Origin of the sequence: Cryobacterium sp. PH31-L1 (genome assembly GCF_030063145.1) — a bacterium.
In the GTDB taxonomy this organism is placed as follows: Bacteria; Actinomycetota; Actinomycetes; order Actinomycetales; family Microbacteriaceae; genus Cryobacterium.
Genome location: NZ_JASISM010000001.1, coordinates 165,611 through 192,117, shown reverse-complemented (window position 1 = coordinate 192,117; position 26,507 = coordinate 165,611). Strand labels below are relative to the sequence as shown.

General features: G+C 63.8%; 31 protein-coding genes. All 31 read right to left on the bottom strand.

Going from position 1 to position 26,507, the window contains the following annotated elements:
• Window positions 1–11: 11 nt before the first annotated feature.
• The 31 genes from rpsQ to pilM (QMF22_RS00795) all read right to left on the bottom strand — a co-directional run bounded on the left by rpsQ (window position 12) and on the right by pilM (QMF22_RS00795) (window position 26,449).
• Window positions 12–311 carry a 30S ribosomal protein S17 gene (rpsQ, locus tag QMF22_RS00945; RefSeq protein ID WP_283449404.1) on the bottom strand — a complete coding sequence of 100 codons (300 nt, stop codon included), beginning with the start codon at window positions 309–311 and terminating at the stop codon, window positions 12–14.
• A 2-nt stretch (window positions 312–313) separates the two neighbouring features.
• Window positions 314–658: a 50S ribosomal protein L29 gene (rpmC, locus tag QMF22_RS00940; protein ID WP_134345342.1), complete on the bottom strand. Its 345-nt coding sequence runs from the start codon at window positions 656–658 to the stop codon at window positions 314–316.
• Window positions 658–1,077: a 50S ribosomal protein L16 gene (gene rplP, locus QMF22_RS00935; protein WP_283449400.1), complete on the bottom strand. Its 420-nt coding sequence runs from the start codon at window positions 1,075–1,077 to the stop codon at window positions 658–660. Before rplP ends, rpmC begins: the two co-directional genes overlap by 1 nt.
• On the bottom strand, window positions 1,077–1,847 hold the full coding sequence (gene rpsC, locus QMF22_RS00930; protein ID WP_092107240.1) for a 30S ribosomal protein S3: 771 nt from the start codon (window positions 1,845–1,847) through the stop codon (window positions 1,077–1,079). Before rpsC ends, rplP begins: the two co-directional genes overlap by 1 nt.
• A complete protein-coding gene (gene rplV / locus QMF22_RS00925; RefSeq protein WP_035880249.1) occupies window positions 1,847–2,212 on the bottom strand; it encodes a 50S ribosomal protein L22 in 366 nt (121 codons plus the stop codon). The genes rpsC and rplV overlap by 1 nt, the downstream gene beginning before the upstream one ends.
• A 26-nt stretch (window positions 2,213–2,238) precedes the next feature.
• Window positions 2,239–2,520, bottom strand: coding sequence for a 30S ribosomal protein S19 (gene rpsS, locus QMF22_RS00920; protein ID WP_092107237.1), 282 nt, complete (start codon window positions 2,518–2,520; stop codon window positions 2,239–2,241).
• Window positions 2,521–2,529: 9 nt separating this feature from the next.
• The gene (gene rplB / locus QMF22_RS00915; RefSeq protein WP_092339441.1) at window positions 2,530–3,369 is read right to left on the bottom strand and encodes a 50S ribosomal protein L2; all 840 of its coding nucleotides are present in this window, start codon (window positions 3,367–3,369) and stop codon (window positions 2,530–2,532) included.
• A gap of 22 nt (window positions 3,370–3,391) precedes the next feature.
• Window positions 3,392–3,694 (bottom strand): 50S ribosomal protein L23, encoded by a 303-nt coding sequence (rplW, locus tag QMF22_RS00910; protein ID WP_283449392.1) that lies wholly within the window; start codon window positions 3,692–3,694, stop codon window positions 3,392–3,394.
• On the bottom strand, window positions 3,694–4,344 hold the full coding sequence (rplD, locus tag QMF22_RS00905) for a 50S ribosomal protein L4 (protein WP_092107231.1): 651 nt from the start codon (window positions 4,342–4,344) through the stop codon (window positions 3,694–3,696). Before rplD ends, rplW begins: the two co-directional genes overlap by 1 nt.
• A gap of 5 nt (window positions 4,345–4,349) precedes the next feature.
• The gene (gene rplC / locus QMF22_RS00900) at window positions 4,350–5,009 is read right to left on the bottom strand and encodes a 50S ribosomal protein L3 (protein ID WP_092339443.1); all 660 of its coding nucleotides are present in this window, start codon (window positions 5,007–5,009) and stop codon (window positions 4,350–4,352) included.
• A gap of 8 nt (window positions 5,010–5,017) precedes the next feature.
• Window positions 5,018–5,326: a 30S ribosomal protein S10 gene (gene rpsJ, locus QMF22_RS00895; RefSeq protein ID WP_035834607.1), complete on the bottom strand. Its 309-nt coding sequence runs from the start codon at window positions 5,324–5,326 to the stop codon at window positions 5,018–5,020.
• 482 nt (window positions 5,327–5,808) lie between these two features.
• Window positions 5,809–6,252 (bottom strand): hypothetical protein, encoded by a 444-nt coding sequence (locus QMF22_RS00890; RefSeq protein ID WP_283449368.1) that lies wholly within the window; start codon window positions 6,250–6,252, stop codon window positions 5,809–5,811.
• Window positions 6,253–6,396: 144 nt separating this feature from the next.
• Window positions 6,397–7,590, bottom strand: coding sequence for an elongation factor Tu (gene tuf / locus QMF22_RS00885; RefSeq protein WP_283449366.1), 1,194 nt, complete (start codon window positions 7,588–7,590; stop codon window positions 6,397–6,399).
• 134 nt (window positions 7,591–7,724) lie between these two features.
• A complete protein-coding gene (gene fusA / locus QMF22_RS00880) occupies window positions 7,725–9,839 on the bottom strand; it encodes an elongation factor G (protein ID WP_092107223.1) in 2,115 nt (704 codons plus the stop codon).
• A gap of 124 nt (window positions 9,840–9,963) precedes the next feature.
• Window positions 9,964–10,434 (bottom strand): 30S ribosomal protein S7, encoded by a 471-nt coding sequence (gene rpsG, locus QMF22_RS00875; protein WP_092107221.1) that lies wholly within the window; start codon window positions 10,432–10,434, stop codon window positions 9,964–9,966.
• Complete coding sequence (gene rpsL / locus QMF22_RS00870) at window positions 10,434–10,808, bottom strand: 30S ribosomal protein S12 (RefSeq protein ID WP_035834602.1); 375 nt, start codon at window positions 10,806–10,808, stop codon at window positions 10,434–10,436. The genes rpsG and rpsL overlap by 1 nt, the downstream gene beginning before the upstream one ends.
• Window positions 10,809–11,231: 423 nt before the next feature.
• Entirely contained in the window at window positions 11,232–11,954 is a 723-nt protein-coding gene (locus QMF22_RS00865) for a spermidine/putrescine ABC transporter substrate-binding protein (protein WP_283449351.1), read from the bottom strand.
• A 101-nt stretch (window positions 11,955–12,055) separates the two neighbouring features.
• A complete protein-coding gene (locus QMF22_RS00860; protein WP_283449349.1) occupies window positions 12,056–12,547 on the bottom strand; it encodes a DUF6121 family protein in 492 nt (163 codons plus the stop codon).
• A gap of 140 nt (window positions 12,548–12,687) precedes the next feature.
• Window positions 12,688–13,791 carry a DUF805 domain-containing protein gene (locus QMF22_RS00855; RefSeq protein WP_283449346.1) on the bottom strand — a complete coding sequence of 368 codons (1,104 nt, stop codon included), beginning with the start codon at window positions 13,789–13,791 and terminating at the stop codon, window positions 12,688–12,690.
• Window positions 13,792–13,878: 87 nt separating this feature from the next.
• Window positions 13,879–14,565, bottom strand: coding sequence for a hypothetical protein (locus QMF22_RS00850; RefSeq protein WP_283449344.1), 687 nt, complete (start codon window positions 14,563–14,565; stop codon window positions 13,879–13,881).
• A gap of 2 nt (window positions 14,566–14,567) precedes the next feature.
• A complete protein-coding gene (locus QMF22_RS00845) occupies window positions 14,568–15,236 on the bottom strand; it encodes a hypothetical protein (RefSeq protein WP_283449342.1) in 669 nt (222 codons plus the stop codon).
• Window positions 15,233–16,348 (bottom strand): type IV pilus assembly protein PilM, encoded by a 1,116-nt coding sequence (gene pilM, locus QMF22_RS00840; protein WP_283449340.1) that lies wholly within the window; start codon window positions 16,346–16,348, stop codon window positions 15,233–15,235. Before pilM (QMF22_RS00840) ends, QMF22_RS00845 begins: the two co-directional genes overlap by 4 nt.
• Window positions 16,349–16,412: 64 nt before the next feature.
• The gene (locus QMF22_RS00835; protein ID WP_283449338.1) at window positions 16,413–18,191 is read right to left on the bottom strand and encodes a hypothetical protein; all 1,779 of its coding nucleotides are present in this window, start codon (window positions 18,189–18,191) and stop codon (window positions 16,413–16,415) included.
• Window positions 18,191–18,868 (bottom strand): PulJ/GspJ family protein, encoded by a 678-nt coding sequence (locus QMF22_RS00830; protein ID WP_283449336.1) that lies wholly within the window; start codon window positions 18,866–18,868, stop codon window positions 18,191–18,193. Before QMF22_RS00830 ends, QMF22_RS00835 begins: the two co-directional genes overlap by 1 nt.
• Entirely contained in the window at window positions 18,865–20,265 is a 1,401-nt protein-coding gene (locus QMF22_RS00825; protein WP_283449334.1) for a type IV pilus modification PilV family protein, read from the bottom strand. Before QMF22_RS00825 ends, QMF22_RS00830 begins: the two co-directional genes overlap by 4 nt.
• 93 nt (window positions 20,266–20,358) lie before the next feature.
• Window positions 20,359–20,817 (bottom strand): type II secretion system protein, encoded by a 459-nt coding sequence (locus tag QMF22_RS17345; RefSeq protein ID WP_349357061.1) that lies wholly within the window; start codon window positions 20,815–20,817, stop codon window positions 20,359–20,361.
• A gap of 256 nt (window positions 20,818–21,073) precedes the next feature.
• The gene (locus QMF22_RS00815; protein ID WP_283449332.1) at window positions 21,074–22,303 is read right to left on the bottom strand and encodes a type II secretion system F family protein; all 1,230 of its coding nucleotides are present in this window, start codon (window positions 22,301–22,303) and stop codon (window positions 21,074–21,076) included.
• Window positions 22,303–23,760: a type IV pilus twitching motility protein PilT gene (locus QMF22_RS00810; protein ID WP_283449329.1), complete on the bottom strand. Its 1,458-nt coding sequence runs from the start codon at window positions 23,758–23,760 to the stop codon at window positions 22,303–22,305. Before QMF22_RS00810 ends, QMF22_RS00815 begins: the two co-directional genes overlap by 1 nt.
• 313 nt (window positions 23,761–24,073) lie before the next feature.
• Window positions 24,074–24,667, bottom strand: coding sequence for a hypothetical protein (locus QMF22_RS00805; protein ID WP_283449327.1), 594 nt, complete (start codon window positions 24,665–24,667; stop codon window positions 24,074–24,076).
• A 73-nt stretch (window positions 24,668–24,740) separates the two neighbouring features.
• A complete protein-coding gene (locus QMF22_RS00800; RefSeq protein WP_283449325.1) occupies window positions 24,741–25,400 on the bottom strand; it encodes a hypothetical protein in 660 nt (219 codons plus the stop codon).
• Complete coding sequence (gene pilM, locus QMF22_RS00795; protein WP_283449323.1) at window positions 25,397–26,449, bottom strand: type IV pilus assembly protein PilM; 1,053 nt, start codon at window positions 26,447–26,449, stop codon at window positions 25,397–25,399. The genes QMF22_RS00800 and pilM (QMF22_RS00795) overlap by 4 nt, the downstream gene beginning before the upstream one ends.
• Window positions 26,450–26,507: the final 58 nt, after the last annotated feature.

The window sequence follows — 26,507 nt, the reverse complement described above, 5'->3', positions numbered from 1 at the left end:
AAGCGCGAGGCTTACTTGGCCTTCTCAAGAATCTCGACCAGGCGCCAGCGCTTGGAAGCGCTGAGCGGACGGGTCTCACTGATCAGGACCAGGTCGCCGATGCCGGCGGAGTTCGCCTCGTCGTGCGCCTTCAGTTTGGATGTACGGCGGATGACCTTGCCGTACAACGGGTGCTTCACGCGGTCTTCAACCACGACAATGATGGTTTTGTCCATCTTGTCGCTGGTCACGTAACCACGCAGCGTCTTGCGGTATCCGCGTACGAGCTCGGTGGCTTCGCCCGCGACGACCGTTTCGTCAGTCTTCGCCATGACTAGGCCTCCTTCGTCTCGACGGCCTCAGCTGCAGCGTCGTCGGTGGACTCCACTGCGGCCTTGGCCTTCTTGGTCTTTTTCTCGGCCTTTTCGGCCTTGGCCGGAGCCGGGGCTACGACCGGGGTGGCACGAATGCCCAGCTCGCGCTCACGGAGAACCGTGTAGATGCGAGCGATGTCGCGCTTGACCGCGCGGAGGCGGCCGTGGCTTTCGAGCTGACCGGTAGCCGACTGGAAGCGCAGGTTGAACAGCTCTTCCTTGGCCTTCTTCAGCTCGTCGAACAGCTTCTCATTGTCAAAAGTATCGAGCTCGACTGAGGCGAGCTCCTTGGTTCCGATCGCCATTATGCGTCGCCCTCCTCGCGCTTGATGATGCGTGCCTTGAGGGGCAGCTTGTGAATTGCGCGGGTGAGCGCCTCTTTCGCAACGGCGTCGGTGACACCGCTGAGCTCGAACAGAACGCGACCCGGCTTGACGTTGGCAACCCACCACTCGACCGAACCCTTACCGGAACCCATGCGGGTCTCGGCCGGCTTCTTGGTCAACGGGCGGTCGGGGTAGATGTTGATCCACACCTTTCCGCCACGCTTGATGTGACGCGTCATGGCGATACGAGCGGACTCGATCTGACGGTTGGTCACATACGCGGGGGTCATCGCCTGAATGCCGTACTCACCGAAGGACACCGTGGTGCCACCAGTAGCGTGGCCGGTGCGACCCGGGTGGTGCTGCTTGCGGTGCTTGACTCTACGTGGAATCAACATTATTTAGCCTCAACTCCTGCTGCGACCGGTGCCGCTGCCGGAGCATCTGCCCGAGGTGCACGGCGCGGTCGATCGTCACGACGCTCGGGGCGGGACGACTTAGCGTTGGCCTGCTCGCGAGCGAGTTCCTTGTTGGTGATGTCGCCCTTGTAGATCCAGACCTTCACGCCGATACGGCCGAAGGTGGTCTTGGCTTCGTAGAAGCCGTAGTCGATGTTCGCACGCAGGGTGTGCAGGGGCACACGGCCTTCGCGGTAGAACTCACTGCGGCTCATCTCGGCGCCACCCAGACGACCGGACACCTGGATGCGAACACCCTTGGCGCCGGCGCGCTGTGCACCCTGCAGGCCCTTGCGCATCGCGCGGCGGAAAGCCACACGAGCGGAGAGCTGCTCGGCAATACCCTGCGCGACGAGCTGGGCATCCTGCTCGGGGTTCTTGACCTCGAGGATGTTCAGCTGGATCTGCTTGGCGGTGAGCTTCTCGAGGTCAGAGCGGATGCGCTCGGCCTCGGCGCCGCGGCGACCAATCACAATGCCCGGACGGGCGGTGTGAATGTCAACGCGAACACGGTCACGAGTGCGCTCGATCTCGATGCGGCTGACGCCGGCACGGTCAAGGCTGGTGCTCAGCAGGCGACGGATCTTGACGTCTTCTGCAACAAAGTCAGCGTAACGCTGACCTGGCTTGGTCGAGTCGGAGAACCAACGCGATACGTGATCGGTGGTGATTCCCAGACGGAAGCCATAGGGGTTTACTTTCTGACCCATTACTTCGTACCCTCCTCAGGAGTGGTGAGCACAACCGTGATGTGGCTGGTGCGCTTCTTGATTTCGAATGCGCGACCCTGGGCACGAGCCTGGAAGCGCTTGAGGGTCGTACCCTCGTCAACGAATGCCCGGCTGATGAACAGGTCCTGCTCGTCCAGATACGTGTTGGCTGCATCTGCTTTGACTCGGGCGTTGGCGATGGCCGAGGCCACCAGCTTGTAGACCGGGTCGGAAGCGCCCTGGGGCGCAAACTTCAGAATTCCCAGCGCTTCGTGCGCCTGCTTGCCGCGGATCATGTTGACGACGCGACGAGCCTTCTGGGGGGTAACGCGGATGTGACGCACGCGTGCGATCGACTCCACCATTTCTTCTCCTCCTTCACGTCCCCGCGTTAGCGGCGACGGCCCTTCTTGTCGTCCTTCACGTGTCCACGGAAGGTGCGGGTGGGCGCAAACTCACCGAGCTTGTGTCCGACCATGCTCTCGGTGACGAACACCGGGATGTGCTTGCGTCCGTCGTGCACTGCGATGGTGTGTCCGAGCATGTCGGGGATGATCATCGAGCGGCGCGACCAGGTCTTGATTACGTTCTTGCTCTTGGCTTCGTTCGCCGCGAACACCTTGCGAAGCAGGTGGTCGTCAACGAAAGGGCCTTTCTTAAGACTTCTTGGCATCGTCTACTCCTACTTACGCTTCTTGCCGACGGTGCGGCGACGAACAATGAGCTTGTCGCTTTCCTTATTCGGGTGGCGGGTGCGCCCTTCCTTCTGGCCCCAGGGGCTGACGGGGTGACGTCCACCGGACGTCTTACCCTCACCACCACCGTGCGGGTGATCGACCGGGTTCATGGCAACACCACGAACGGTCGGGCGAACGCCTTTCCAGCGCATACGTCCGGCCTTGCCCCAGTTGATGTTCGACTGCTCGGCGTTGCCGACCTCGCCGATCGTCGCGCGGCAGCGAGCATCCACGTTGCGGATTTCACCAGACGGCAGACGAAGCTGGGCGTAGACGCCCTCCTTCGCGACGAGGCGAACAGACGAACCGGCGGAGCGGGCCATCTTGGCGCCACCACCCGGACGCAGTTCGATCGCGTGAATGATGGTACCGGTGGGGATGTTCTTCAACGGCAGGTTGTTGCCGGGCTTGATGTCAGCCCCGGCTCCCGACTCGATGATGTCGCCCTGGCTGAGCTTGTTCGGCGCGATGATGTAACGCTTCGTGCCGTCGATGAAGTGCAGGAGCGCGATGCGCGCCGTGCGGTTCGGGTCGTATTCAATTTCAGCGACGCGGGCGTTGACGCCGTCCTTGTCGTTGCGCTTGAAGTCGATCACGCGGTACTGGCGCTTGTGGCCACCACCGATGTGACGGGTCGTGATGCGGCCCTGGTTGTTACGTCCACCGGTCTTGGAGAGCGGACGCAGAAGCGACTTCTCCGGGGTGGAACGCGTGATTTCCGCGAAGTCGGCAACGGATGAACCGCGTCGACCCGGGGTCGTGGGCTTGTACTTACGAATAGCCATTAGTTATCCCTCTGCCTGTCGCTTAGCCGACGGCCGTGAAGATGTCGATGGAACCAGACTTGAGCGTGACAATGGCACGCTTGGTGTCCTTGCGCTTGCCCATGCCGAACTTGGTGCGGCGAGTCTTGCCCACGCGGTTCAGGGTGTTGATCGAAGCGACCTGCACCTTGAAGATCGATTCGATCGCGAGCTTGATCTCCGTCTTGTTCGAGCGGGGGTCAACGATGAAGGTGTACTTACCCTCGTCAATCAGGCCGTAGCTCTTTTCAGAGACAACCGGAGAGATGATGATGTCGCGGGGGTCCTTGTTGGTCGCGATAGTCATTATGCGGCCACCTCTTCCTTCTTGGTCTTGCTCTCCACGAACGCGTTGAACGCGCCGGTGGTGAAGACAATGTCGTCGCTGACGAGCACGTCATAGGCGTTGAGCTGATCCCACGAAAGGATGTGCACCGTCGGGATGTTGCGAATGCTGCGCAACGTGGTCTCGTCGGTACGCTCGAGGACGACCAGCACGTGCTTGCTCGTGGCGATCTGCGTGAGCAGCTCCAGGGCAACCTTGGTGTTGGGGGTCTCAGCCGTGAACAGTGCCTCGACGATGTGCAGGCGGCCACCGCGGGCGCGGTCGCTCAGTGCACCCTTGAGGGCTGCGGCGATCATCTTTTTCGGGGTGCGCTGGTCGTAGCTGCGCGGGGTCGGTCCGTGGACGATTCCACCACCGGTCATCTGAGGAGCGCGGATCGAGCCCTGACGAGCGCGACCGGTTCCTTTCTGCTTGAACGGCTTGCGGCCGGCACCGGAAACTTCTCCACGGCGCTTGACCTTGCTCGTTCCCTGGCGTGCGGCAGCGAGCTGCGCAACAACGACCTGGTGGATGAGAGGAATGTTGGCGGGAACGTCGAAGAGCTCGTCGGGAAGCTCGGCTGAGCCCGCCTTCTTGCCCTTGGCGTCAATGATGTCGAGTGCTGTAGCCATTATGACTAGGCTCCCTTCACTGCGTTGCGAACGAATACGAGGCGGCCACGAGCACCGGGAACGGCACCCTTGACGAGCATGAGGCCCTTGTCGGCGTCAATAGCGTGCACCTTGAGGTTCAGCACGGTTACGCGCTCGCCACCCATACGACCGGCCATGCGCATGCCCTTGAAGACACGGCTCGGGGTCGAGGAAGCACCGATGGAACCGGGCTTGCGGTGGTTGCGGTGCGAACCGTGAGAGGAGGAGACACCCTTGAAGTTGTGACGCTTCATAACACCGGCGAAACCCTTACCCTTGCTGGTGCCCATGACGTCAACCTTGGTGCCGGCAACGAAGACACCGTCAACGGTGAGTTCCTGGCCCAGGTTGTAGTCAGCGGCATCCGCGGTGCGGAGCTCGGTGATGTGGCGACGCGGCGTGACGCCGGCCTTGTCGAAGTGACCGGCAAGGGGCTTGTTGACCTTGCGCGGGTCGATGGGGCCAGCGGCGATCTGAACGCCGTTGTAGCCGTCGACGGCCTTGGTACGAATCTGCGTGACAACGTTCGGCGCGATCTCGATGACGGTAACGGGAACAAGCTTGTTGTTCTCGTCCCACACCTGGGTCATGCCGAGCTTCTTGCCGAGGAGACCCTTGGTGGTCTTGGTATCGGAGTAAGACATCGCGGGCCCTAGAGCTTGATCTCGATGTTGACGTCGGCCGGAAGGTCGAGGCGCATGAGCGAGTCAACGGCCTTCGGGGTCGGGTCAATGATGTCGATCAGACGCTTGTGGGTGCGCATTTCAAAGTGCTCCCGGCTGTCCTTGTACTTGTGAGGGGAACGGATGACACACACCACGTTCTTCTCGGTCGGAAGCGGCACCGGGCCGACGACTGTAGCGCCCGCACGGGTCACTGTGTCGACGATCTTGCGCGCCGAAATGTCGATGACCTCGTGGTCATACGACTTAAGTCGAATGCGGATCTTCTGTCCCGCCATGTCGAACTCTCTCTCTGTCGAGGCGTCTTACAGACAACGGCAGGATTTGCCGAGGTTGCATTGGACGCCGTAGTAGCACTGCTGCTATTAGCACCACTGTTCATATGTCAATTTCGAATCACGTACGAATAAACGACGCTCATCGTCAACGTCGACTCCCAGAAGCAGAACCCGGGGGACGGCACGGTTTTACCCACGCCGACCAGATCGTTGATTTATGCTGCGCTCTGCTCCCTGCGGCCTAGCCTGCGATCTGCGCATTTCGACAAGTGTTATTCGAAAGGGTGTGACGCGACTATGCACTGCCTGGCAGTGATTCCGGCGACGCGTAGCGCACGCCGAAAGTGTTGAACTAGAAGAGTCTGCCACAGAGTTGCCCCTTCGTGCAACCCGGGCGTGTCGCGCGCGGCGTGTCGCGCGCGATACCAGCGGATGCCCGCGGCCGACTGGCCACGGGCATCCGTTTCAGTGCTGAGGTTGACCTAGCCCTGAACGATTCCAGCGGCCACTCGCGGACTCTGCTCTGGGCAGCTCTTCGCCGTGGATTCGGTGAGCACACGCTGAGCCATGAGCTGACGTGATTGGTCGGACAGGCCGGTGGTCGGGTATTCGGCGAGCACCTTGGTGATGATCTCTGGAATTGACAGGGCGGCGTATTCTTTAAGGCTGTCGCAAACCAGCACGCTGTAGACGCTGACGGTGCTGGTCACGATGCTGTCGAGAATCTGCTGTTCGGTCTGGGCTGTTGGTGTTGGTGAGGACGTAGGGATCGGCGATGGCGTCGGGGTTGGCGTCACCCGGGCGATTGATGACTGCGCAGCGGGAGCGGACCCGGACAGGCGGGGCACGATCACCACGGCGAGAATCGCCACCACAACGATCGCGATCCCCAGGAGGATGCGCATTTCCAGTTTCGATATCTGCATGCGCAGACCATAACCGGATATTCCCAATCCCGCGTCGGGTAATGAGCCATCGTCATCCGCTTGAAATATTCGATTTCATTCGGGGTGCAAAAAAGGGGCCGGACCCGAAGGCCCGACCCCTTTCAGGAGATCAGTAGAGAAAGACTACTTGATGATCTTGGTCACCGTGCCGGCGCCGACGGTGCGGCCACCTTCACGGATAGCGAAGCCGAGGCCCTCTTCCATGGCGATCGGCTGAATCAGCGCGACAGTCAGGTCGGTGGTGTCGCCAGGCATGACCATCTCGGTGCCCTCGGGCAGCGTGATGACGCCGGTGACGTCCGTGGTGCGGAAGTAGAACTGCGGGCGGTAGTTCGCGTAGAACGGGTTGTGACGGCCACCCTCGTTCTTGCTGAGGATGTACGCGGTGCCCTCGAAGTCGGTGTGCGGCGTAACCGAACCCGGCTTGACGACGACCTGGCCGCGCTCAACGTCTTCGCGCTTGGTGCCACGAAGAAGAAGTCCACAGTTCTCGCCGGCCCAAGCCTCGTCGAGCTGCTTGTGGAACATCTCAATACCGGTAACCGTGGTCTTCTGCGTCGGGCGGATGCCGACGATCTCGATCTCGGAGTTGATCTTGAGGGTTCCACGCTCGGCGCGGCCCGTAACAACGGTGCCACGGCCGGTGATCGTGAAGACGTCCTCGATCGGCATCAAGAACGGCTTGTCCTTGTCGCGGATCGGGTCGGGAATGAATTCGTCAACAGCCTTCATGAGCTCAAGGATGTTTCCGGTCCACTTCTCGTCGCCTTCAAGCGCCTTGAGTGCGGAGACCTGGATGACGGGGGCGTTGTCGCCATCGAAACCCTGGCTGGAGAGAAGTTCACGAACTTCGAGCTCAACGAGCTCCATGATCTCTTCGTCATCAACCATGTCGGCCTTGTTCAGCGCGACGAGCAGGGTCGGAACGCCGACCTGCTTGGCGAGAAGAACGTGCTCACGGGTCTGAGCCATCGGGCCGTCAGTAGCGGCAACCACGAGGATTGCGCCGTCCATCTGAGCAGCACCGGTGATCATGTTCTTGATGTAGTCAGCGTGGCCCGGAGCATCGACGTGCGCATAGTGGCGCTTGTCGGTCTCGTACTCAACATGCGAAATGTTGATCGTGATACCGCGCTGGCGTTCTTCCGGAGCCGAGTCAATCGACGCGAAGTCGCGCTGAACGTTGATCTTGGACGGGAACTTATCGGCAAGAACCTTGGAGATCGCTGCAGTCAGCGTGGTCTTTCCGTGGTCAACGTGACCGATCGTTCCGATGTTTACGTGCGGCTTTGTCCGCTCGAACTTGGCCTTGGCCACTGTGGGTCCTCCTCAGGACTCGCGTGCAAATTCACGGCCGCCGTTATGAGCGGCCGGTATGCGCTGGATGTGTCTACTTATGTTACTAGGGCCAGGTGGCCGAAGCGATTTTGGCCCGAAGGCCACCTTAGGGGCTATTCGCCCTTGTTCTTGTTGATGATCTCGTCGGCAACTGCCTTCGGGACCTCCGCATAGCTCTCGAACGTCATCGAGTACACCGCACGGCCGCTGGTCTTAGACCGCAGGTCACCGATGTATCCGAACATCTCCGACAGTGGAACGTGAGCGCGAATTACCTTCACGCCCTGCGCATCCTCCATGGTCTGGATCTGCCCACGACGCGAGTTGAGGTCTCCGATTACGTCACCCATGTATTCCTCAGGGGTACGAACTTCGACGGCCATCAGCGGCTCGAGCAGAACGGGGTTCGCCTTACGAACGGCTTCCTTGAAGCCCATCGAACCGGCAATCTTGAAGGCCATCTCCGAGGAGTCGACGTCGTGCGCAGCACCGTCAAGCAGGCTGGCTCGAACACCCACCATCGGGTAGCCGGCCAGGATGCCTACGCGGAGCGCATCCTGAATTCCAGCATCCACCGAGGGGATGTACTCACGCGGGATACGGCCACCGGTGACCTTGTTGAGGAACTCGTACGACTTCTCAGCAGTGATTTCCATCGGCTCGATCGCGATCTGAATCTTCGCGAACTGGCCGGATCCACCGGTCTGCTTCTTGTGCGTGTAGTCGTGACGCTCAACGGCCTTGCGGATCGTTTCGCGGTACGCCACCTGGGGCTTGCCGACGTTCGCCTCAACGTTGAATTCACGCTTCATGCGGTCGACCAGGATGTCCAGGTGAAGTTCACCCATTCCCTTGATTACCGTCTGGCCAGTTTCCTGGTTCTGTTCGGTACGGAAGGTGGGGTCTTCTTCGGCGAGCTTCTGAATGGCAAGGCCCAGCTTTTCCTGGTCCTGCTTGGTCTTCGGCTCGATAGCGACCTCGATAACCGGGTCAGGGAACGTCATGGACTCGAGTACGACCTGCTGGTTCGGGTCGCACAGGGTGTCGCCCGTGGTGGTGTCCTTGAGGCCGATGACCGCGTAGATGTGACCGGCGGTAACGAAACCGACCGGGTTCTCCTTGTTGGCGTGCATCTGGAAGATCTTGCCGATGCGCTCCTTCTTGCCCTTGGTCGAGTTGATGACCTGGGCTCCGGAGTCGAGGCGGCCCGAGTACACGCGCACGTAAGTGAGGCGACCGAAGAACGGGTGCACCGCAACCTTGAAAGCGAGAGCCGTGAACGGCTCCTCGGCGTCGGGGTGACGCATGATGACCTTTTCTTCGTCGCGCGGGTCGTGTGCCTCAATGGCAGGCACGTCGAGCGGCGTCGGAAGGTAATCGATGACAGCGTCGAGCATCGGCTGAACGCCGCGGTTCTTGAACGCAGAACCACAGAGAACCGGGTAGATCTCACTGTTGATGGTGAGCTTGCGGATGGCGCCCTTGATCTCGGCAACCGTCAGCTCTTCGCCGGCGAAGTAACGCTCCATGAGGTCGTCGTCGGTTTCGGCGACGGTCTCGAGCAGGAGCTTGCGGTACTCGGCAGCCTTCTCGACGAGGTCAGCAGGGATCTCTTCGATGGCGTACTTCGAGCCCATCTCCACGTCACCCTTGGAGTCGCCGCGCCAGGTCAGCGCACGCATCTGAACGAGGTCGACAACACCCTCGAATTCAGATTCTGCACCGATCGGCAGCTGGATGACCAGCGGCTTCGCGCCGAGGCGCTTGATGATGGTGTCGACCGTGAAGTAGAAGTCGGCGCCGAGCTTGTCCATCTTGTTGACGAAGCAAATGCGGGGCACGTCGTACTTGTCGGCCTGACGCCACACGGTTTCGGACTGGGGCTCAACGCCCTCCTTGCCGTCGAACACGGCAACAGCACCGTCGAGAACGCGGAGTGAACGCTCCACCTCAACGGTGAAGTCCACGTGTCCGGGGGTGTCGATGATGTTGATCTGGTTGTTGTCCCAGAAACAGGTCGTCGCAGCGGAGGTGATCGTGATGCCACGTTCCTGCTCCTGCGCCATCCAGTCCATCGTCGAGGCGCCGTCGTGGGTCTCGCCGATCTTGTGGTTGACACCCGTGTAGAACAGGATGCGCTCAGTCGTGGTGGTCTTGCCAGCATCAATGTGAGCCATGATGCCGATATTGCGGACCTTACTCAGGTCGGTGAGCACGTCAAGTGCCACGGGGGTCCTCCAGCGGGTAGGGGGTGGGAATGCGGAACAAGGCCTGGAGCATCCGCCGAGCAGCTGGGCAGGCGCGTGTTTCACACGCGCCCGCCTGCTGATCAGGAATGCTCGATGGTTCTAACTACCAGCGGTAGTGCGCGAAGGCCTTGTTCGCTTCAGCCATCTTGTGAGTGTCTTCACGACGCTTGACAGCGGCACCGAGGCCGTTGCTCGCGTCGAGGATCTCGTTGGTGAGGCGCTCGGTCATGGTCTTCTCGCGACGAGCCTTGGCGTAGCTGGTCAACCAGCGAAGTGCCAGCGTGTTGGCACGGTGCGGCTTCACTTCGACGGGCACCTGGTAGGTGGAACCACCGACGCGGCGCGAACGCACCTCGAGGGTCGGACGAACGTTGTCGAGTGCCTTCTTCAGCGTGACAACGGCATCCAGCTCGTTCTTGGCGGAGACTCCGGCGAGGGCATCGTATACGATGCGCTCGGCGAGGCCCTTTTTGCCATCGAGAAGGATCTTGTTGACGAGCTGGCTGACGATGGGGGCACCATAAACCGGGTCGGCAATGACAGGGCGCTTGGGAGCGGGTCCTTTACGGGGCATTACTTCTTCTCCATCTTTGCGCCGTAGCGGCTACGAGCCTGCTTACGGTTCTTGACGGCCTGGGTGTCCAGTGCGCCGCGAATGATTTTGTAACGCACACCGGGGAGGTCCTTAACACGGCCTCCGCGCACGAGCACCATTGAGTGCTCCTGCAGGTTGTGGCCCTCGCCGGGAATGTAGGCGGTGACCTCGGTGCCGTTGGAAAGCTTGACGCGGGCGACCTTGCGAAGAGCCGAGTTCGGCTTCTTCGGGGTGGTGGTGTAGACGCGGGTGCAAACGCCGCGCTGCTGCGGGTTGGACTTCAGGGCGGGAGCCTTGGTCTTGGTGACCTTGGGGCTACGGCCCTTCCTGACCAACTGCTGAATGGTGGGCACTAATTACTCCTTGATATTGCTGCACGGTGACAGCTTTGTGATGGTTAGCATTCGATCTTTCCCTGACGGTGGGATCGAGTTCATCTGGACCCGCTTGAACCCACACGATTGCTCGCGCGTGTTTTGGTGGGTATGCCGTGGGGGCGTGGTCTTTGACCAGCCCTACATGTGTGGAATCTCGCACCTGTGCTCTCAGGAGGGCATAATTCAGGCACACGACAAAGCGCACACCCGGTAAGTCTAGCCCGGCACAGCCTCCGTGGTCAAATGGGTTGCGCCCCGTGTCAGGCCCGCCGTCGCGCGGCCCTTTTTCCTCGTTTTCTTGTTTCCGGGCCCGGGCCCGGTCGCTGGGCCCATGATCTATCGTGGTCCCGCTTTCCGGGCCCGGGCCCGGAAAGCAAGGGAGCGGATGCTGCGGCTCGGCTAGGGATTGCGCGGCCACAGCGGCGAGTCGAGGGTGCTCTCGAGGTCAGCCAGCAGGGCCTGCACCTGGGGCTCGACGAATTCCGCGATTGCGGCGAGCAAGCGGGGCTTTTGGTGGGCGAGCTGGGCGCACACCCGCAGGCCGACCTGGGTGGCGAACTCGTCGGCGAGGTGCATCTCGGCCTTCAGCGCTGCCTTCTCTTCGGGGCTGAGCGGCGGGAGCGGTTCGAACGGTGCGGGGGCGGGGAGCTCGGGCTGGAGTCCCTGCTCTGCGACATCGGGCGACGTCAGCGGTGTCGGCTGGGTTTCGGGGGGCTGCCGGTCGGCGAGTTCGCTGAAGGTGAAGAGGTAGGGGGCATCCGCTGCGGGTTGCGGGTCGAGGTCGAGGCCGCGAAACTCCGGTTCGAGACCCTCGGCCGGCCGGTAGGCCTGGGCGGATTCGCGGCGCTCGCTCAGGTTGAGCTCGTGCGCGAGCAGCGGCAGATTGCGCTCGGTATATTCGTCGACCGAGGCGTCGATGACGATCTTCATGCGCATGGACAGGGCGTGCTGAACGGCGTGGGGAACGTCGACGGCGAGTCCGGCGGAGGCGATGAGCGGGGATCCGAAGCATTGGCGGCACAGGCGGGCACGGCCGCGGTGCGTTGCGGGGCGCCAGCGGGTTATCCAACGCAGCCAGTTCTCAACCTCGTGGTTGACGCGCGACTCGATGGACCTATCCATACTGCATAAGGGTACTCGTACGCGGGGCGTGCGCGAGATGCCAACATCGGCCCCATGAGCGAAGTCGCGCCGGCAGTGCTCGACGAGAGCTGCCAAAAGGTCTAGTTGTCGTCGTTCTTCTCCCAGGGCCACTCGGGAGCGCCGGAGCCAGCCGGTTTGGCGAGCAGCACCACGAAGAACAGGAAGGCGATGATCCAGCCGCTCACGGCGACGGCGATCGCGAACGGGCTCGTCATTGCGCCGCCGATGAAGATGACCGAGCGAAAGAGTTCGCCGGCGCCGAGACTGTAGACAACTCCCCCGGAGACGCAGTAGCCGAGGTAGGCGGCAACTCCCGCGATGAAGATCGGCAACGGCGGAACCTGCGTCAGGCGTTCGGGCGAGCGCAGCACCGCGCTGAGAATGACCCAGACCAGCGCGAGGACTGCGGTGGTGACCATGATGGGGCCGAGGAGGGCGCCGGCATCCGTTTCGTTGATGACGTCACGATTGAGCAGCAGGCTGAGCACGCCGAATGCCGCCACGATTAGGGCAACGTAGAGGGCGACCGAGAAGGCCGCCATGGTGATCGCGTACTTTCGGTATTCCCGCATGGCTCCAGCGTAGGCCCGCCCGCCGGCTGCCGGTGCGGCCGCGGTGGGGCTACCGCGGCCCGGCCCATGATCGGAAAGCGGGACCATGATCTATCATGGGCCCACTTTCCGGGCCCGGGCCCGGTCTAACACGAGGCGAGCTAGGGGCGGGAGATCTGGGGGCCGTCGGCGAGCAGGCGCTCGTACTCGGTGCGGGCCTCGAGGTTCTTCGCTGTGACGCGGCGACCGCGGCGGGCGATCCAGGCTCCGGCCCAGATCGGCACCTCGCGGGCGATGAGCCCAGCGGCGATGGCGCCGGGGTTGAGCCACAGGGTCGATACGATGCGGCTCAGTTCGGTCGGGGTCAGGCCGTCAGACTGGCCGTCGATCACGAGGCCGAGCATGGCCCCGCCGATGTAGGAGAAGTACACCACGACGCCGACGAAGAAACCGAACAGCACGTACGCCCACCAGCCGCCGCGGTTGACCAGCGCGATCAGGGCGGCATAGGCCAGGAAGAAGAAGATGACCGGAATGTAGAATCTCGGCAGCCCGACGAAGGACGTGAAGCTGCTCACGGTGACGGCCATGGTCGCGCTCGTCACGCCGATGATGATGAACGCCGCGACGGCGTACAGCACCGCGAAAACCACGGTGGCGAGGAGGGCGATCAGGATGCCGCCGCCCCGGTTGCTGCGGTCCTTGGGCTTGGTGGGTGCCTGCACGTAGATCGGCGACTGGGCCGGGGGCGTGTACGACGGAGCGGTGGAGACCGGCACGTCGCGGGGTGCCTCGACGACGGAGTAGTCGATCGGCGTCTCCGCGGCGGCGGCTGTTTCCACGACGAGTGCGACCGGCACAACCGGCGACGCCGGCTCGGAATCAATGGCGGTACTCGTGGCCGGAACAGTTTCGGCGGGAGTGTAGGAGTCGGAGTAGTCGTCGGCGAGGCTCGGTGCGTCGGCATCGCGGGGCGCGACCGGAGCGGCCGTCGACATGGGAGCCAGGTTGCGGGCGTCGGCCGAAGCGGATACGGCGTCGGCGCGTTCGGCAGCGCTCAGGTTGGCGTTGATGGCGTCATAGTCGATGACGATGGGCTCCTGAACGGGTTCGGCGACCGAATCCGCCGGCGGGACCACGGCAGCGGCGTGCTCGGGGGCGCTGCTCAGGTCGCTGGAATCCTGCTCGGGCCCGCTCGAATCGGGCGCTGCTGCAGCATCCGTCTCAGGGTTCTTCTTGCCGTCGGTTGGCGTCTTGTCGCTCATTCTGAACTCCTCGTGGCCTTCGCCGTGACTGACTTCAACTGTACCAAGGGCACAGCAAATGCCACGGAGACTCGGCGCGCCGCCCGATTATCCAGCGGATGCCGCCGCCGGCACCACGAGCGAATACACCAGCCCCGAGATGGTCGCGTTCACCAGGCCCGGCAGTCCGGGTGCCGCGACTGTGCCGAGGCCGTCGATGAGGAACAACCGGCTCCCGGATTGCAGACCCGCGACGAAATCGAGCACCTCGGCATAGCTGCCCGTGACCGTGACCTGCATCGGAAAGGCGGCGAAGTTCGTTGACGTGATCGCCGTGCTGGGGGCCGGGGCTGCGGGCGCCACCGCCGGAACAGCCACCGGAACAGCCGGAGCCGGAGCAGCCCCCGGAACAGCCGCTGCGTCGGGCGCCGCCGCGACCGGAACAACCGGCATGTACGGCACCGCCTCGGTCACGGTCATCCCGGTGAGCGTGAGTCCGGTGGCCACAGCCTGGGCGTTGAGCTGGTCGACCAGGGCCGGCATGGCCGAGCCGCTCGGAACCGACTCGGCGAGCGCATCCGCTTCGGTCGTGAGCGCGTCGAGGTTCTTGAAGTCGTGCTTGAGCCGGGCCAGGAGCGCGACGTGTTCGGCATTCGTCGCTTGCACGACCGTGCGGCTCGCGTCGGCGGCAGTCATGCTCTCGAGCTGCGGCTGAATGCCCAGCACAGCGCCGAGCACGACGATGACACTCGTCACCAGCGCGGAGCCGATGAGCCAGAGTTTGTTATGGTCCATGGCTACTTCTTTTCGGTCGGGTCGAAACGGTGCGCGAAGGCGGAGTCGTTGATATGCATGGAGATGGTGACCGTGTAAATGCCCGTGGTCCGATCGAGGGCGACCGAGCCGGGAAGGGCATCGGCGAAGCCGTCGAGTCGGCCGAGGGCGGTCAGCCAGGCCGGAATATCAGGAAGCACAGTACTCGTGGCGGTGAACGACACCGTGGCCACCCGTGATCCCTGCAACGGAGCCGTCGCCTGGGTGTAGGCGGCGAGCGGTGTGGCCGAATCGATCTGCACGCTGGTGATCGCCACGCTGCGCGGCAGGGTGTTCTGCACGGCGTCGAGGTAGGTCTTCCAGTCGATCTCGGTGGAAGCTCCCACCCGCTGCGCCGCCTCGGTGAGCGTGACCTGATTCTGCAGCGTTCGCACGGCAAAATATTGGCTCTGCTCGGTCAACAGGGTCGCCGTGCGGGCCTGCTCGCCCGCCAGATTCAGCTGGGCCGTGTACGCGAGTGCGCTCGCCGAACCGACGAGCAGGGCGACGACCACCGTCACCCCGACCACACCGACGGTCAGCCGTCGACGTTGCTGCTGGCCGCGACGTTCGGCGCGCACCTCGGGCGGGAGCAAGTCCAGCCGCTGGTCGCCGCCGATGACCAGCAGGTCGTCTTTCGCCTGGCGCTTCATGCTGCACGCCCGAGCGCGAGTCCAAGGGCCACGGTGTAGGCGGAGCTGCCGAGGCGCAGCCCCTCCGCATCAATAGCGGATGCCAGCCCCACCGTCGACAGCGGATCCCCGGTGGACACCCCCAGGCGGGTCAGTTTCGACACGGCCTCCGGCAGCCCCGGCATCTGGGCTCCTCCGCCGCTGAGCACGATCGCGGTCACCGGGTCACTGGGCCGCGTGTTGGCATAGTAGTTGAGGGTGTTGACCACGCTGCCGAGCTGATCGTTCATGACCTCCGCAATGATGGTGGCGCCGACCTGGTCAATCGGGTCTGTTCCCCCGGCGATGACGCCGTCGAACGGGACCTCGTTTCGGGGAGCACCGTGACGGGCGTCGGCGGCAGCGCGGGCCAGCAGCCCGACGCGACGTTTGAGGAGGTCGGCGGTGGCGGCATCCGTCTTCAGGCCGGTGGCGACGGCCTGCGTGACGTCGTCGCCACCGGTGGGGATGATGCGCACGAACTGCGGCACGCCCTGCCGGGTGATGACCACGCTCGTGGTCGTGGCACCGAGGTCGATCACCGCGACGACGCCGTCGATGCCAGGTCGGGTGACCAGCAGGCGGCTCACCGCGAACGGAATCAGGTCGACGTCGATGGTGGTCAGGCCGGCCAGCCGGACCGCTGACACGTTGGCGACCACCGCGGCCTTGACCGCTGCGATGAGCAGCCCGTTCACGGTGGGGCCGTGCTCGGTGGTGGATTCCGAAATGGGATAGAAATCGAGCAGGGCGTCAGCGACGGGCACCGGTAGCAGGTCCTGCACCTCGAAGGGCAGGGACTGGCGAATGCGGGCGAGCGACATTTTGGGCACGCTCAGGTCGCGGGCCAGTACCCGCTGGTTTCCCATGCCGAGCACGACCTGGCGGGAGCGAAACCCGCCCGTCGACCACAGGGATTTCAGCGCAGCCGCGACAGTGTGCGGCTCGAGTACCTCACCGCCGCTCACCGCGCCGCTCGGCAGCGGCACCTCGTGGTAGCGCAGCACGGTGGGCCGGGTCTTGGCGGGGTTTCGAACCTCGACGGCACGCAGGTGCGCGGTGCCGATGTCTATTCCTACGACGCTCTGGGCCACGAGGAATGCTCCTTATATATAGTGACGGGTGAACTGACGAGTGGATGCTGGGCGCGGCCGGTCACTACGGAACCGTCGCACCCCGCGCGGTGAACGCCGAACTCACTTCGACCAGCAGGTTCACGCTGTAATGGGCCGACACTGGCGAGAGGAATTTGGGCGGCGCAATGTAGCGAAAGCGCGGATCGTAAATGTAATTCTTGATGTAGCCGTTGCTGCCGGAGCGCACGATCCCGCGGTACTTCTGTGCGAGGGAACCGTTGATGGTGAGCGTTCCCTGCACGCCGCCGCGGTCGTAGTTCTGCACCTGAATGGTGTGGTCGAGCGAGAGCATGGCCGCGTCGATGCGCCGATTGTCCGGCAGGATGGCACCGCCTGCACCGAGACCGACCCCCGGGCAAATCACCCCATGCGTACTGTCGCAGTAGGGGTTCCAGACCCAGATGGCGTTCTGCGCGACCAGCCCGAGCACGTCGGTGGAGGCATCCGAATAAATGATGTCGCCGGTGACGTAGAGAAAGTTGTCGGTGGCGATCGTCATCGTGCCGTCCAGGGTTCCCTTGACGAAGGCATCACCCTTGCGGCAGTCATAGGACCGGGCACTTGGCGCGGTTTCATGCGTCACGGGAAAGCCGATACCGTTGCCGACGGAGCAGGTGGCCGCGCTTTGGCCGCTCGGCCAGACGGTACTGCTCGTATAGTTCGGATCAGTGATGATGCCTGGAACGCTTTGCACGAAGACCAGGTTTGCGTTCAGCACCGGGACGGTGGCGCCGGCCGTCGAGCCGAGCTGGCCATTAGCCATTCCCGGTAGGCCGCAGGCCGCCGGTGTGCTGCCCGACGTCGCCGGGTCCCCGACGATGCGGGTTTTTTTGGTCCACGGCGAACGGATGGTCATGGTGCCATCGCTGTTCACCACGATGCTGGTCGGTCCGGTGTACAGGCAGCCCGGAGCGTCGACACCGGCGTCGGTTCGGGTTTCCTGCTTGAGCTGCATGTTGGTAGCCGGCATCGCGACGACCGGACTGTTCGTCGGCTCGCCGCCGTTGAATACTTGACCGGAGCAGGCGCCGCCGTTCGAGTTCTGTTTGAGGTAATTCGACCCGGTCGGACCCGGACTGCCGGTGGTGACCAGCCCGTTGAACGTGGCATCACAGATGCGGATGGTGTCGTTGGAGTGCGCCGGACCGTTCAGGACGTCGCCGCCGCCGAAGGCGATATCGCTACAGGGTACTGAGCGGCCCGCCCAGGCGTACGTGTCGGCGCAGGCGGTCAGGCCGCTCTGCTCCGGATCCTGAATCTCATAGATCGTGAAATAGAGGTAGTCAATGAACCCGTCCTGGCGCAGGTTGGCAACGATGCTACGGGTGGCGGTGCCTACCCGGCCGGTGGAGCGGATGCGCAGAACGCCCGAGGCGGAATAGGCGGAGTTGTCGACCTCGTACCGGTAGCTGGCCGTGCCGCCGCTGCCTGCAACGCTACCCCAACCGCCCGCCGCTCCCACGGCGAACGCGGGATTGGGCACCGAGGGAGGAGTCAGCGTGCTTCCGGCGCTGAAGGCGGCGGCCGAGTTGCCGTAATGATAGTAGGTGTTGTCGTTGGCCAGGCGGCTTTCATATTCGGCGACCCCGGCATAGGCCGCCGCCATCGCTCCGTTCCAGCTCTGGTCCGTCTGGGCCTTGACCGATCCGCTCACCGAAAATGTCATCGCGGTGGCGACGAGCGTGAGCAGTAGCAGGCCCATACCGATCACGATGAGCAGGGCGGCTCCGCGCTCGTTCTCGTTCTCCTTGGGCTCGGCCGGGGCGCACGGTCGCAGGTTGCGCAGGAGGGTGACCAGCATCAGGGGTTCACCCGCGAGAGGCTGACGTTGGGCATACCCACGGTATTCTGCAGGGTGACCACAGAGCGGGCATCTGTCACGCTGGCCTGCACGGTGAGATTCACCGAAATGGCGGCAATGCTCCGCAGCTCGGTGGCCGTGAAAGCACCGGCGCTGGCCACAGGCACTCCGGCGCTGTCCAGGTAGCGAAACAACGCGGTGCCACTCGGCGCGACGGACTCGGCGAGGATGCGCGTCGACTGGGGGGTCGTTTCGAAGGTGAAGAATCCGCCGGCGAGCGCGATCGAGGCCCACCGGGTCTCGATCAGGCGCCGGTCGGCGTCGACCGCCAGCTGGATCTTTACCGGTCGCTGCGCCGACATGCCGAGGTTGACGTAGGCGTACAGCGTAAGCGCTTCCGCGGTCGCTTGCTCGAGCGCTGGATCGGTGAGCGGATGCCCCGCCACGGGGTTCGCCGTGGCCGCGCGAATGACCCGGGCCACCTGGTTCATGCCGTTGGACACCTGTCGGGTATTACTGCCGAGCGACTTGGCCTGATCGAGCGACCGGGTCGCAGAAATGTACAGTCCGGAGATCATGGTCAGAAGCACGCCGAGCAGCACCATCGAGACGAGCAGTTCAACGAGGGAGAGCCCGCTCTCCCGTTTGCCTGCCCGCAGCAGCTGCCAGCGCGTCACGGGGCCACGACCAGACGCGGATCGAGGGTGAGCACGAGACCGACGCTGCCCCGTGTAAGGAGGGCCGCGTTTAACGCGGTCACCGGGACGACCGCCGTGCCGCTGCTGGGACCAGAGGAGAGAGCGAACGAGCCGAAAGGCAGGGCGAACTGCGCCGTAGCCCCGGCCGGAACCGGCCCGAAGGTGTAGACGGTACCCAGCGCGCAGCCCGGGTCGCCCTGTGCGGCACCGGCGGGTTGGGACACCGCCCGCAGATACTGCCCGGCCAGGCCAGTGACGGTGAACACGCCGAGCGGAACGTCTACGATGGCGGTGCCGCCGGGCAGCGTCGCGACCTGCGCCGCCGCCGGGCCAATTGCGCCGTCGGGGGCGGGCGTGGTCCATGCGGCGGGGTCGACCGCCACGCAGCCGAGCGAGGGCGGCGTGGCGGTGGGAGTGGGCGCAACATAGCTGCCGCCGAAAACCTGGTAGCCGGAGGCGAAGGGGTGTAGCCGAAAGGTTTGGGTCGTGCTGACGCTGGGATTCAACGGAGTGTACGCGGCATAGGTGCTGCGCCAGGTGGTGTGCAGATCAGTCGGCAGCAGGGTCATTCCAGTGCTGATGTTGGTGGCGTAGTTGGTTGTAACGGTGCCGGCGAGATCGTAGGCGAACGAAACGGATGCCGCCCCGCCGGCCGCAACGCCCACCGTCATCACCGAGACGGCCGCCTGGTTCTTGTCGACGAAGTTCGGGCGCATGGCGCTGACGTCATAGGTGCCGGGCTTGACCTTGAGCAGGTAGCTGCAGCCCTGAGCATCCGTTGCCGGTGGGGCGACAGAAAGAGTTTGGGCACCGTTCGGCACCGCGTTCGGCACGGCGGAAATGGCCACGCCGGCGGCGCCGCTGCCGGAGGCGGTGAGCACGGAGACGAGGATGGTGCCGAGCGCCGGGTCGTTGATGCGGCTGCCCGGGGCGAGCGCGCTGTCGGCGCGTACGACGGGGGTTGTGGCGCGCATGCTGTTCCAGGTGACGGTGACGTTGAGGTGGCGGTAACGCAGCTGACCGCCACCGGAACCGCAGTTACCGTCGGCGCCGGTGGAGGTTTCCCAGTCGGTGGAGCGGTGCACACTGAAAGTAGTACCGTTCTGCACCACGGTGCTGGTGCGGGCGAGCACCTCGAAGACGTTGGGAGCCGATCGGGCCAGGTCGATCTCCTGGGCGGCCAGGTTGGTGGCGACCTCGCGAGAGCGGGCGTCGTTGCTGAGGTAGAGCGAGGTGACGATGCCGTAGCCAACGCCGACGGCGATGATGGCGAAGATCAGCATGGCCACGAGAACTTCAATGAGGCTGATGCCGGCCTCAACGCCGGCGTTACTGCGGGCGAGGCGGCGGCCGAGGTGACGGAGCAGAGTGTTCACACGAGCCTCCTTCGCGAGGTGTGGGGTTGAAACAGAACCGCGCGGCCGGGGCGACCCGAAGGCCCACCCCGGCTCACGCCGGTACCGGTGCGACTAGAAGGAGCAGCCGGTGCCGAGGTTCACGGTGTCAACCTTGAGGATTGTGCTGGACTCGGAGACGTAGAACTTCGCTCCGGTCGAGCCGGTGGCACCGATGCAGAAGGTGGAGTCGGTAGCCGCACCGGTGTGCACGTAGTTGATCGAGCTCGTGTTGCTGCTCTTGGTGTAGCCGTAGTTCACGATGCCGGCGATGCTGCCGAGCGTCGCGGTGGCGATCGGCGCACCAGATTCGGTCTGCAGCGCCATGATGGCGGTCTTGGCGTTGGCGAGGTCGCTCTTGACGCTGGCGTCTTTGGCGTTGTTCTGCACACCCAGGTAGACCGGGATGGCGATGGCCGCGAGAATTCCGATGATGATCACGACGACGAGCAGCTCGATCAGCGTGAACCCTCTCTGGTTCTCGGTGAAGCGTGCGCGGCGCAGGTTGAGGGAAGCGAGCAGGCGAGTAATCATGGTGTGTCCATTCGGGTTGGAGTGGGCCGTGCGAGAGCGAGCCGGGTAAGGACTCGTGATGCTGTGGTTCTTCCGATCGAGGGTGCGATCGGAGCTTCAGATTAGGGGCGAGATTTTCTCGCGCACGACCCACATTCGAGGGTGATTTGGGGTTTTACCCACCCCCACAAGGAAGGGCACCCAGAAGGGATAGACCGGTCTGTCTGCGCGCGCGCCAAATGCACCACCGAAGCGGGGTCAGCTGACAGCTACAGGGCTACTTGATCATGCTGGCAATGCTGAAGATGGGCAGATAGAGGGCGATCACCATGCCGCCGATGACGACGCCGAGAAAGGCGATCAGCAGCGGCTCAATCATGGCGGTGAGCTGCTCGGTGGCCGCCTGCACCTCCTGGTCGTAGAAGTCGGCGATCTTGTCGAGCATCAACTCGAGCGTGCCGGCATCCTCTCCCACGGCGATCATCTGGGTGACCATGGCCGGAAAGATCGAGTGCTCCTGCAGCGGCTCCGAAATCGACTGGCCGCGGCGCACGCCCTCGGCCACCTGGGTCAGGGCGTTTTCGATGGCCCAGTTGCCGCTGGTCTCCCCCACGATCTTGAGGGCCTGCAGAATGGGCACGCCGGCGCCGAGCATATTGGCGAAGTTGCGGCTGAACCTCGCTACAGAGATCTTCTTCTGCAGGGGGCCGAACACCGGAACCTTCAGCCGCAGCGGGTCGAGCACCCGGCGTACCTGGTCGGTGTGTTTGTTGCGGCGCCACCACAGGGCGAAGGCGATGCCGGCCACGAGAACGATCGGCACAATGTAGATCATCGACTCCGACATCGACACGAGCAGCTGAGTGGGCAGAGGCAGCGCGCCGCCGAGCCCGGCGAACATGTCCTGAAAAATGGGCACGATGAAGATCAGCATGATCGCCACGGCGGCGACCGACATCGAGAGCACGATCACCGGGTAGGTCATGGCCGACTTGATGGTGCCGCGCAGTTTGACCTCCTTCTCGAAGTTCTCGGCGATCGAGCCGAGGGCCCGGTCGAGAAAACCGCCGGTCTCCCCCGCCCGCACCATGTTGACCATGATCGGCGGGAAAGCCAGCGGATGCTGCGCGAGCGCCTCCGAGATCGACTGCCCGGCCTCGACGTCGTCCCGCACCAGAGTGAGCACAGCCGCGAGAGGCTTGCTCTCGGTCTGCTCGGTGAGGATGCGCAGCGCCCGCAGCAGCGAGAGCCCGGCTGAGATCATGGTCGCGAACTGCCGACTCATGATGGCGAGGTCTTTCAGGCTGACCCCGCGCGAAAAGACCGGCAGCGAGATGGACCGCGCCAGGCCGGTTGCCGGCGGGGCCTCCACGATCGACACCGGCGCGATGCCCTGCGAGTTGAGTCTGGCGGCAACCTGCCCCGAATTGAGCGCGTCGACGCGCCCTTTCACGTTCTTACCCCGGGTGTCACGGCCGGTGTAGCTGAAGACCAGTGTCTCCGGCATCAGAGGACCGCGCGGGCGAACCCGGCGTTGTAGTCGGCATCGCGGCCGGTGTCGTAGCGGCCGCCTGCTTCTGTGCCGCCGCCGCTGTATCCGCTCGCGCCGGCGAAGGCGAAGCTCCCGCTGCCCACCGATTCGGTGCGGTGAATCAGCAACTCGACCCCGACGACATCGTGGGCCTTGGCGAGCGCCGCCGTGCGGGCGATCTGGCCGGTGTTGACCAGTTCGGCGAGGTGCTGGTCCATGGTGTGCATGCCCTTGTCCCGGCCGGTCTGCATCATGGATTCGATCTGGTGTGTCTTGCCCTCGCGAATGAGGTTGGCAATGGCCGGCGTGGTCACGAGCACCTCGGTGGCGGCCACCCGGCCGGAGCCGTTCGCCCACTTCACCAGGGTCTGGCAGACCACGCCCTGCAGGGTCTGGGCGAGCTGCGCCCGCACCTGGTTCTGCTGGTGCGGCGGAAACACGTCGATAATGCGGTCGATCGTCTGGGCCGCACTCTGCGTGTGCAGGGTCGCGAACACGAGGTGGCCGGTCTCGGCGGCGGTCAGCGCCACCTGAATGGTCTCGAGGTCACGCAGCTCACCGATGAGAATCACGTCGGGGTCCTGCCGAAGCACGTGCTTCAAAGCGGATGCGAAACTCGCCGTGTCGTGCCCCACCTCGCGTTGGGTCACGATTGACTTCTTGTGCGCGTGCAGAAACTCGATCGGGTCTTCCACGGTGACGATGTGATCGGCCCTGGTGCTGTTCACGAGGTCGACGAGGGCGGCCAGGGTGGTGGACTTGCCAGAGCCGGTAGGCCCGGCCACGAGCACCAGACCGCGGGGCAGCCCGGCGAATTTGGCGACCGATTGCGGAATCCCGAGGGCCTTGAGGTCTTTGATCTCGCTCGGAATGAGCCGAAAGACCGCGCCGACGGCGCCCCGCTGCTGGTGCACGTTGACGCGGAAGCGGCTGGAGGTGCCGGTGACCGCGGAGTCCTCTAGGGTGTATGCGAAGTCGAGTTCGTGGTCGCGGTCGAAGCTGGCCTGCTGGACCCGGGTGAGAATGCTCCGGATCGCGAGGTCTGCTTTCTGGCGCGACCAGGCCGGGCCGATGCCCACCGGGCCCAGATCACCGTCACGGCGGATGCTCGGCGGCGCCGCGACGGCGACGTGCAGGTCGGAAGCCTGGCGGAGCACAACCTCGGTGAGCGCCTCGATCAGGTCGAGGTCAGGCGTGCCGAGCACGTCGGGGTCGGCCGGGTCGACGCTGCGCAGAATGCGATCGCCGGGAACGCTGCGAAGCGCGACTCGGTGCCGGCGGTTCGTGGGCAGCACCCGAATTTCGTCGCGGTGGGTGGCGTTCACTGCGGCAGAGGCCGAGACCGGGGTGAATCCCGGCAGGGCGGCAAGCACGAAGCCGCCGTCTGGCGACTCGGTGTGGTCGAACAGCGCAGAGATTTTCGGGTCGTCCATAGTGAATCCTTTTCGCAGAGCAAGTGTCGGGTACTGATTGCCGCGGAACAGGTACGGCCGTGCGGGTCGTTCACGAGCGGATGCCGAGGGTGCGGCACACGGTCGAGGCAGGCCTCGCGAGAATGGAGCCAGAGGGTAAGTCTTGTTCGCGAGAGGTCTACGTAAGGCGCAACGCTATTGAGGCTCGCGGTGCGGCGATAGTCCCGCGATCTGGGGGTCTGCGGGCTGGTACAGGCTCGGCCCCGGTAGTCGCTGGCAGGCGCACGAAAGCCCCCGGTGCTCAGGGCATCGGGGGCTTTCGTATGGATTGCGGTTACTTGGCGCCGGTAACACCGGAGGGATCCAGCAACACGTAGATCGTGCCGGTAATGGTCATCGTCTTCTCGACCGATCCCTCACCGGTGTCGGTCGCCAGCGTGGAAATCGCGATGCTGCGCTGGCCGTGTTGCAGGCCAGCCACGAAGTCGAAGAGGTTACTGTGGGCTCCGGCAATCGTCATCGACACGGTCACAGCCAGGTAGTTCTCCGGGGTGAGCTGTGACGCCGCCGCGGTAGCTGGCGTGGCGGCTGCTGCAGGTGCCGTGGCGGTCTCTGCCGTTGTCGCACTCTGCTCTGCCGGCACTGCGACGGGTTGAAAAGCAACCGCATCGCTGATGTCGAGCGAATTCAGTGTTACCGCATTCTGGCGGGCGATGACGCCCAGCTCACCGATAAAATCAGGGATCCCGGCATCAACGGGGACCGCGTCTTGCAGGGTGGAGAGGTAGGTGCGGAGTTCGGCGATGCCGGTGAAATTGCGCTTGAGAACGATAAGGTCGGCCTCCTGCTGCGCATTTTGCGCCGATACCGCCGTGCGCTGGCTGTTCGCGGCCTGAATCTCGTCCAGTTTTGGCACGACACCGAGCATCCCACCAAGAACGACCGAAGCGCCAATGATCAAAATGAGCACGGCACCGAATAGTCTGTTGCGAGTCATGGTCTTACTGCCCCCCAGCGATCCGGTTGGATCGCGCACCCTCATTGATATTGATGACCATCTCGACGACGTACTGGCCCGTCTCCGTGCGCGTCACCGAGCCCGGGTGGGCATCGGCGTAGCCGGGCAGTGTTCGCAGATTCGTCAGCCACATAGGCACCGCCGGAAGAGTCGGGCTGGTCAAGCTCAGCGTCATGCTCGCAACGCGCGGGTTGTACAGGGGAACGACGCTCTGCTCGTATTCCAGCCAGGGCGAACCCGAGCTGATCGCGATCGCCTGAATAGTGACGTCGGAGGGAAGACTTGACCGCACGGCCAACATATAGGCCCGCCAGTCGATCTCGGTTTCGGCGGCCACTGTTCGGGCTTCCGCAGTCATATCGATCTGGTTCTGAACGCTGCGAACCTCCGAGTATTTTGCCGACTCCATCTGCAGTTCAGTCGTGCGCGCCTCGGCCACGTCGAGCTGGGACTGTGCGGCTGCCGCTTCAAACGACACTGCTGCGACAGCGGCGATGACGACGAGCACGACGCTGGCAGCCGCGATCGACATGATTTGGCGGAGCAGTTTTCCCTGGCGCGCGGCCTTCAGATCGGGGGGGAGCAGATCTGCGCGAGGTTCACCGCCGAGGACCAGCTCATGGCCATCCGTTGCCCTTTTCATGCTTTGCTCCCCAACGCCAGTCCCAGAGCGGCCACAAAGGTGCACTCGGAATTCTCTAAGTCCGCCTGATTGACGTCGGGTCCAAGTTCCAGCCCACCGTAGGGCTGGGCCGGAACGACCGGGAAACGGGTCAGTTCGCTGAGCGCGGCCCCGAATCCGTTGAGCCGGGCGCCACCACCCATGAGTACGATGCGGTCGATCGGGAGTTCTGGCCGGTTATTAGTGAAGTACGAAACGGTGTTGCGCAGGCTCTCCAGCAGTTCCGAGGTGATCTCCCGAATGATCGTGGCGGCTATCTCGTCTTCGGGTGCCGCCTCATCGGGCAGGCCCAGCCGCCTCTTCAGCACCTCGGCCGCCTCCTCGTCGATGCCGAGGCGCACGCGCAGGGCCTTGGTGAGCTGGTTACCGCCAGAGGGGATCACGCGTACGAACTGCGGCACGCCGTTCGAGGAGATGAGCACGCTCGAGGAGCCGCCACCGATATCGATCTGCACGATCACGTCGGGGGTGGTCGCCGCACGGTGAATTGCCCGGCTGCGAGCGAACGACATGATGTCGACGGTGACGGTGTGCAGGCCGGCCAGCTTCGCGGCCTTGATGTGCGACTGTACGACATCTTTCATGGCGGCGATCAGCAGCCCGGAGATTTGTGGACCCGATTCCCCGTCGCTGTCGACCTCGGAAATGGGGTAGAAGTCGAGCAACGCCTCGGCGGTGGGAAACGACAGCAGGTCTTGCACCTGAAAGGGCAGCGATTCGCGAATGCGGCGCAGGGACATCTTGGGCACGGTCAGGTTGCGTACGACCATTCGGTGGTAACCCATGCCGAGCACGACGTCTTTGGTCGTGAAGCCGCCGCTCACCCACATCCGCTTGAGCGCAGCCGCGACGACCGCCGGTTCCAGCACCTCGCCGCGGCTGACCGCACCGAAGGGCAGGGGTTCTTCATGGCAGCGCACCAGCACGGGATGATCCGTTTCGGCATCCCGCATTTCTACGGCCCGCACGGCAGTGGTGCCGATGTCGATTCCGACCACACGTGTAGTCATATGTTTCCCCCAGTGAGAATTTGGTTCGTGAGCGGTGGTCGAGGAGCGGTTCGAGTGG